Origin of the sequence: Pseudomonas sp. NPDC096917, assembly GCF_044762555.1 — a bacterium.
GTDB lineage: Bacteria > Pseudomonadota > Gammaproteobacteria > Pseudomonadales > Pseudomonadaceae > Aquipseudomonas.
Genome location: NZ_JBIWEO010000039.1, coordinates 1 through 5,951, shown reverse-complemented (window position 1 = coordinate 5,951; position 5,951 = coordinate 1). Strand labels below are relative to the sequence as shown.

The window sequence follows — 5,951 nt, the reverse complement described above, 5'->3', positions numbered from 1 at the left end:
GGTTTCCCCATGTGAGAGTAGGTCATCGTCAAGATTAAATTCCAAAATCCCTGTCTGCTCACGCAGACAGGGATTTTGTTTTTGTGCTCGAAAAAATCAAATCTGCTATGTCTGTTTGTCGGTGTTCATTCAAGAAAATAAGCTGCTTTTAGATCGTTCGGCGCCCGCCTTGCAGGCTTTCTATGCAATAGCCTGGGTCATCGTTATTATGCGTGCCTGATTGTGAGGCGGAACCTGCATGCTGACGTTGTTAAAACTCCTTAAAGATGGCCGTTTTCATTCTGGGCAAGCACTGGGTGCAGCACTCGGTATTAGTCGCAATGCTGTATGGAAGCGGTTGCAGCGCCTGGAGGCAGACTTGAACCTGTCGATCCATAAAGTTCGTGGTCGTGGCTATCAATTAGCTTCGCCGCTTGAGCTTCTTGAGCAGGGCCAGCTTGCCGATAGCTGCTTTCCTGTATTTATTCATGAATCCCTAGATTCGACCAATGCACAAGCACTGCGCGAAGTCGCCAGCGGGCTTCCTGCGCCTTTTATAATCCTGGCTGAGCAGCAAAGTGCAGGGCGAGGACGAAGAGGAAGAAAGTGGGTAAGCCCCTTTGCTGAAAACATCTATTACAGCCTGGTTCTTCGCATGGATGGTGGGATGCGCCAGTTGGAGGGGCTTAGCCTGGTTGTTGGTTTAGCGGTACTGGGTGCAATTCGAGAGTTTGGCGACTTTGAGGCGGGTTTGAAGTGGCCAAATGACATTTTGGTGGGGAATAAAAAAATCGCCGGCATTCTGCTGGAGTTAGTGGGCGACCCTGCTGATGTGTGTCATGTCGTCATTGGTATCGGTATCAACGTCAATATGACAGTAGCGAGTGATGTTGATCAGGCTTGGACATCCGTGCGTTTGGAGATGGGTTGCGCTATCAATCGCAACGCTCTTATTGTTGCTCTTGGCAGGAGCTTGGAAATGTATCTGAGGCGTCATGAAGTTTCAGGTTTTGCGGCTATTCAGGCTGAGTGGGAGCTTAACCATTTATGGCAAAGCCGCGAAGTTTCCTTGATGGCTGGCACGCACCAAGTGGACGGGATCGTGATCGGTATTGATCAGCAAGGCGCATTGCGTCTGAATGTGGCTGGGCAGGAAAAAACGTTCAGTGGTGGCGAGCTAAGTTTGAGGTTGCGCCATGATTCTTGAAATGGACTGCGGTAACAGTTTTATCAAGTGGCGAGTAATTGATAGGGGGGCGGTGATTGAGGGTGGGGTTGTTGACTCTGATTCGGGTCTGATAGCCGCGATCTTGGCAAACCCTATACTGCGTATTGTGCGCTGTCGTCTGGTAAGCGTGCGCAGTGATGAGGAAACAGCGAGTCTTATTGCCGCCTTAGTCTCTACTTTTGCGATAGAGGTATCGTGTGCTGAGCCTGCTAGAGCGCTGGCAGGTGTCACAAACGGCTATGAGGACTTCGAGCGTCTTGGTCTCGATCGCTGGCTGGCTTTGGTTGGGGCATATGAGCTATCTAAAGGGCCATGCCTCGTGCTTGATTTGGGGACGGCTGTTACGGCTGATTTCGTAGCCCGGGATGGGCTGCACTTGGGTGGATTTATTTGTCCTGGCCTTCCATTGATGCGCACCCAGTTGAGTACGCATACTCGACGAATCAGATACGACAACTTGTCGGCAGAGCAGGCGCTGCAGCGCGAAACACCTGGGCGCACGACTGTTGAGGCTGTGGAGCGTGGATGTCTCATGATGTTGCGCGGGTTTACGTTATCGCAGTTGCAATTGGCTCATGAGTATTGGGGGGAGGATTTTGTTGTCTTCCTCACTGGAGGGGATGCTGATTTGGTGGTGAGCGTCGTGCCGGGTGCGCGCCTTGTGAAAGATCTTGTATTCGTAGGTTTGGCTGCTGCTTGTCCCTTATCCTGAGGTTTCTATGCGTTGGCTGTTCCTGCTGCTGGTTGTATTGAATGTCTTCTACTTTGTATGGCATCAGCAAGAGGCTCCTCTGAAGGCAAAGGAGGTTGTATCTCTATCTCTTTATAAGGGTAGCAAGCAGGACATCAAGCTGCTTAGCGAGACGCACCCGGACATGTCCTTGGTTCAGCCCAAGAGAGAGGAGGGGCGCGAGACCAATGTCTGTTTTTATTTGAGCGGGGTAGGAAATGCTGATGTGCGGAGCAGGATTCGGCAAAACTTGGCGGATGCTGGTCTCGGGGCTGAGCTAGAGACTTTAGGGTATTCGGGTTCGGAGGAGTTTGCCTTCGTTATATCGCCGCTCGACGGAGCTCAAACCGCCGAAAGTGTTTTGCAAATCCTTCTTAATGAATTCAGTGGGTTGAAATATGAAAAAAAGCAGTGCCAGGGCTTGCAGCTACCCGATAGTTTGCATAGAATGGCGCCCGCTCCACAGTGAACGCCAAATACGGCTTTCAACATGGTGCGAGTTAACTAGCTAACTTAATGATTTTATTGAGAATAGTGGTTGACAAAGAGTTGGGATGATGTAGAATCCCGCTCAGCTCAGGAGGGGTTCCCGAGCGGCCAAAGGGATCAGACTGTAAATCTGACGTCTACGACTTCGAAGGTTCGAATCCTTCCCCCTCCACCATATTTGCGTAAATCAGCATGATTTGCGGGTGTAGTTTAGTGGTAGAACCTCAGCCTTCCAAGCTGATGATGCGGGTTCGATTCCCGCCACCCGCTCCATTCGTGCTGATTTCAAAAGAGTTTTGCTCTTGTAGCTCAGTTGGTAGAGCACACCCTTGGTAAGGGTGAGGTCAGCGGTTCAAATCCGCTCAAGAGCTCCATATGACAAGGCAGATATGAAAATATCTGCCTTTGTTTTAACAGGCTGTATGGCTTGTCTGGAGTGTTTGCTGGTAGTGCTGATGGTTGGCGTTACTGCTCCGGTTTTTGATTGCTTTTGTGGGTAGCCTGCATTCTGCTGCCTGTATGTCGTTAGGTTGTTTTGGCTTGATGGCAAAAGTAATTGCATTGGTTGTTGAAAAGTCTCTCTCGGGTCTGCATAATCGGCGGCTCGATAATGTTTTAGGTCAGTAGCTCAATTGGCAGAGCGACGGTCTCCAAAACCGTAGGTTGGGGGTTCGATTCCCTCCTGACCTGCCAGATTCGCTCATTGCGTCTGGCTTTCTTTTCACAGGATCCTCTTTGATGACTCCCAAGGCTGAAGTTCAAGGCTCTCGCTTAGATCTCCTTAAGTGGCTAGTAGTAGTTGCTTTGGTGGTGGTAGGCGTTGTTGGGAATCAGTATTATTCTGGTTCGCCGATCCTGTATCGGGTCATTGCGCTTCTTGTGATTGCTGCTGTCGCTGCCTTTGTTGGCTTGCAGACAGCAAAGGGCAAGTCGTTCGCTGTCCTGGTAAAGGAAGCTCGTACTGAGATTCGTAAAGTCGTATGGCCAACTCGCCAAGAAACTACGCAGACCACGTTGATCGTGGTGGCTGTTGTTCTTGTTATGGCGTTGCTGTTGTGGGGTTTGGATTCCCTGCTCGGCTGGCTTGTTTCCTTGATTGTTGGCTAAGGGTGTCCCGTGGCTAAGCGTTGGTACGTAGTGCATGCTTATTCGGGTTACGAAAAGCATGTTATGCGCTCTTTGATTGAGCGTATTAAGCTGGCAGGCATGGAAGATGGCTTCGGCGAAATTCTGGTTCCCACTGAAGAAGTGGTTGAAATGCGTAATGGCCAGAAGCGCAAAAGCGAGCGTAAGTTCTTCCCTGGCTATGTGCTGGTCCAAATGGACATGAGCGAAGGTACTTGGCACTTGGTCAAGGACACACCTCGCGTCATGGGCTTCATTGGTGGTACTGCTGACAAGCCAGCCCCCATTACAGATAAAGAGGCAGAAGCAATTCTGCGTCGCGTTGCTGACGGTAGCGACAAGCCTAAGCCGAAGACGTTGTTCGAGCCGGGCGAAGTTGTACGCGTCACTGACGGCCCGTTTGCTGATTTCAATGGCACGGTCGAAGAAGTTAACTACGAAAAAAGTCGCATCCAAGTGGCTGTGCTTATTTTCGGACGCTCTACTCCGGTAGAGCTAGAGTTTAGCCAGGTCGAAAAGGTCTAGCTGAGCACGCATCCCAACCCCATGGCTTCGGCTGTGGGGTTTTGTCGTCACTGGGATAAACACGCAAGTAACCGGGGAGCCTTTAATTTAGGCGTCTGAACCCGTAATTGGAGTGCCTCATGGCCAAGAAGATTACCGCTTACATCAAGCTGCAAGTGAAGGCCGCTCAGGCCAACCCAAGCCCACCTGTTGGTCCAGCTCTGGGTCAACATGGTGTGAACATCATGGAATTCTGCAAAGCTTTCAATGCCCGTACTCAAGGTATTGAGCCAGGCCTGCCGACTCCAGTGATCATCACTGTTTACAGCGACCGTAGCTTCACGTTCGAAACCAAGTCGACCCCTGCTTCGGTTCTGCTGAAGAAGGCAGCTGGTCTGACTAGCGGTTCCGCTCGTCCAAACACCGTTAAGGTTGGCACAGTTACCCGTGCTCAGCTGGAAGAAATCGCGAAAACCAAAAACGCGGATCTGACTGCAGCTGATATGGAAGCAGCCGTGCGTACCATCGCCGGTTCTGCTCGTAGCATGGGCCTTAACGTGGAGGGTGTGTAATGGCTAAGCTGACTAAGCGTCAAAAGGCAATCGCCGGTAAAATTGAAGCTGGCAAGTCTTACAACTTTGTAGACGCTGCTGCTCTGCTGGCTGAGCTGTCGACCGTTAAATTCAGCGAGTCTTTTGACATCGCCGTTAACTTGGGCGTAGACCCACGTAAATCTGACCAGGTTGTTCGTAGCGCAACTGTGCTGCCACACGGCACTGGTAAGACTGTACGTGTAGCTGTGTTCACCCAGGGTCCAGCTGCTGAAGCTGCTTTGGCTGCCGGCGCAGATCGCGTTGGTATGGACGACCTGGCTGCCGAAATGAAAGGCGGCGACCTGAACTATGACGTAGTTATTGCCTCCCCGGACGCAATGCGTGTTGTAGGTCAGTTGGGCCAGATCCTCGGTCCACGTGGTCTGATGCCTAACCCTAAGGTTGGTACTGTAACTCCAGACGTAGCTACCGCAGTTAAGAACGCGAAGGCTGGTCAGGTTCGTTATCGCACTGACAAAAACGGTATCATCCACACTTCCGTTGGCAAGATCGGCTTCGACGCCGTTCAACTGAAGGAAAACGTTGAAGCCCTGATCGCTGATCTGAAGCGTATCAAGCCAGCTTCTTCGAAAGGTATTTATGTCAAGCGCGTTACCCTGAGCACCACTATGGGCCCAGGCTTGGTTATCGACCAAGGTTCTTTGGACGCGTAAGACAAATTGGCGCAGCGTGCTGCGCCAATGAAAGATTGGGGTCCCTGCCTGGCGGGGGCTATCCAAGACCGTAGGCGGCGCAAGCCTTAAACCTCAAGCCTACGCAGATGGTGCTCCCGGTTCCTTACCGAATCAGACACCAAAACGACATCCGGCCTCGGTTGGATGAAACGGTAACAAGCAGGAGTTAAACCCGTGGCAATTAAACTCGAAGACAAGAAGGCCATCGTCGCTGAAGTCAACGAGGCTGCCAAAGTTGCTCTGTCTGCTGTTGTGGCTGATGCCCGCGGTGTGACAGTAGGCGCTATGACCGGACACCCTAAAGAGGCTCGTGAAGCTGGCGATAACGTACGTGTAGTACGTAACACCCTGCTCAAGCGCGCTGTTGCTGACACTGAATACAGTGTCCTCAACGACGTGTTCACTGGCCCGACCTTGATCGCATTCTCCAACGAACATCCAGGCGCTGCTGCCCGTTTGTTCAAAGAGTTCGCTAAAGGTCAGGATAAGTTCGAGATTAAGGCAGCTGCGTTCGAGGGCAAGTTCCTCGCAGCTAACCAAATCGACGTACTGGCAACACTGCCGACCCGCGACGAAGCTATTTCGCAGCTGATGAGCGTGATTCAAGG

At 51.6% G+C, this 5,951-nt stretch carries 8 protein-coding genes and 4 tRNA genes; all 12 read left to right on the top strand.

All coding sequences use genetic code 11. The features are described 5' to 3' along the window. The first annotated feature begins 238 nt into the window (after positions 1-238). Positions 239-1,186, top strand: coding sequence for a bifunctional biotin--[acetyl-CoA-carboxylase] ligase/biotin operon repressor BirA (gene birA / locus ACIQYF_RS23505; protein WP_402866635.1), 948 nt, complete (start codon positions 239-241; stop codon positions 1,184-1,186). Beyond that, positions 1,176-1,919 (top strand): pantothenate kinase, encoded by a 744-nt coding sequence (locus tag ACIQYF_RS23500; RefSeq protein WP_402866632.1) that lies wholly within the window; start codon positions 1,176-1,178, stop codon positions 1,917-1,919. The genes birA and ACIQYF_RS23500 overlap by 11 nt, the downstream gene beginning before the upstream one ends. A gap of 7 nt (positions 1,920-1,926) precedes the next feature. Further along, positions 1,927-2,406, top strand: a complete 480-nt coding sequence (locus ACIQYF_RS23495) for a hypothetical protein (RefSeq protein ID WP_402866629.1) — start codon at positions 1,927-1,929, stop codon at positions 2,404-2,406. A gap of 110 nt (positions 2,407-2,516) precedes the next feature. Then, a tRNA-Tyr gene (locus ACIQYF_RS23490) sits at positions 2,517-2,601 on the top strand. Positions 2,602-2,625: 24 nt separating this feature from the next. Continuing rightward, a tRNA-Gly gene (locus ACIQYF_RS23485) sits at positions 2,626-2,699 on the top strand. Between the two features lie 25 nt (positions 2,700-2,724). Then, a tRNA-Thr gene (locus ACIQYF_RS23480) sits at positions 2,725-2,800 on the top strand. 243 nt (positions 2,801-3,043) lie between these two features. Further along, positions 3,044-3,119: transfer RNA gene (locus ACIQYF_RS23475), tRNA-Trp, on the top strand. Positions 3,120-3,164: 45 nt separating this feature from the next. Further along, the gene (gene secE / locus ACIQYF_RS23470) at positions 3,165-3,533 is read left to right on the top strand and encodes a preprotein translocase subunit SecE (RefSeq protein WP_402866626.1); all 369 of its coding nucleotides are present in this window, start codon (positions 3,165-3,167) and stop codon (positions 3,531-3,533) included. Between the two features lie 9 nt (positions 3,534-3,542). Further along, positions 3,543-4,076, top strand: coding sequence for a transcription termination/antitermination protein NusG (gene nusG / locus ACIQYF_RS23465; protein ID WP_026014126.1), 534 nt, complete (start codon positions 3,543-3,545; stop codon positions 4,074-4,076). A gap of 119 nt (positions 4,077-4,195) precedes the next feature. Beyond that, positions 4,196-4,627 (top strand): 50S ribosomal protein L11, encoded by a 432-nt coding sequence (gene rplK / locus ACIQYF_RS23460; RefSeq protein ID WP_008008888.1) that lies wholly within the window; start codon positions 4,196-4,198, stop codon positions 4,625-4,627. Continuing rightward, positions 4,627-5,322, top strand: a complete 696-nt coding sequence (gene rplA / locus ACIQYF_RS23455) for a 50S ribosomal protein L1 (RefSeq protein WP_016779167.1) — start codon at positions 4,627-4,629, stop codon at positions 5,320-5,322. The genes rplK and rplA overlap by 1 nt, the downstream gene beginning before the upstream one ends. A 195-nt stretch (positions 5,323-5,517) precedes the next feature. Beyond that, on the top strand, positions 5,518-5,951 hold a 434-nt coding region (rplJ, locus tag ACIQYF_RS23450; protein WP_402866621.1), incomplete at its 3' end, for a 50S ribosomal protein L10.

Excerpts from the sequence above, each read along its gene's own strand:
- ACIQYF_RS23500 (WP_402866632.1), top strand. The coding sequence starts at position 1,176 with ATGATTCTTGAAATGGACTGCGGTAACAGTTTTATCAAGTGGCGAGTA.
- ACIQYF_RS23495 (WP_402866629.1), top strand. The coding sequence starts at position 1,927 with ATGCGTTGGCTGTTCCTGCTGCTGGTTGTATTGAATGTCTTCTACTTT.
- secE (WP_402866626.1), top strand. The coding sequence starts at position 3,165 with ATGACTCCCAAGGCTGAAGTTCAAGGCTCTCGCTTAGATCTCCTTAAG.
- birA (WP_402866635.1), top strand. The coding sequence starts at position 239 with ATGCTGACGTTGTTAAAACTCCTTAAAGATGGCCGTTTTCATTCTGGG.
- rplA (WP_016779167.1), top strand. The coding sequence starts at position 4,627 with ATGGCTAAGCTGACTAAGCGTCAAAAGGCAATCGCCGGTAAAATTGAA.
- rplK (WP_008008888.1), top strand. The coding sequence starts at position 4,196 with ATGGCCAAGAAGATTACCGCTTACATCAAGCTGCAAGTGAAGGCCGCT.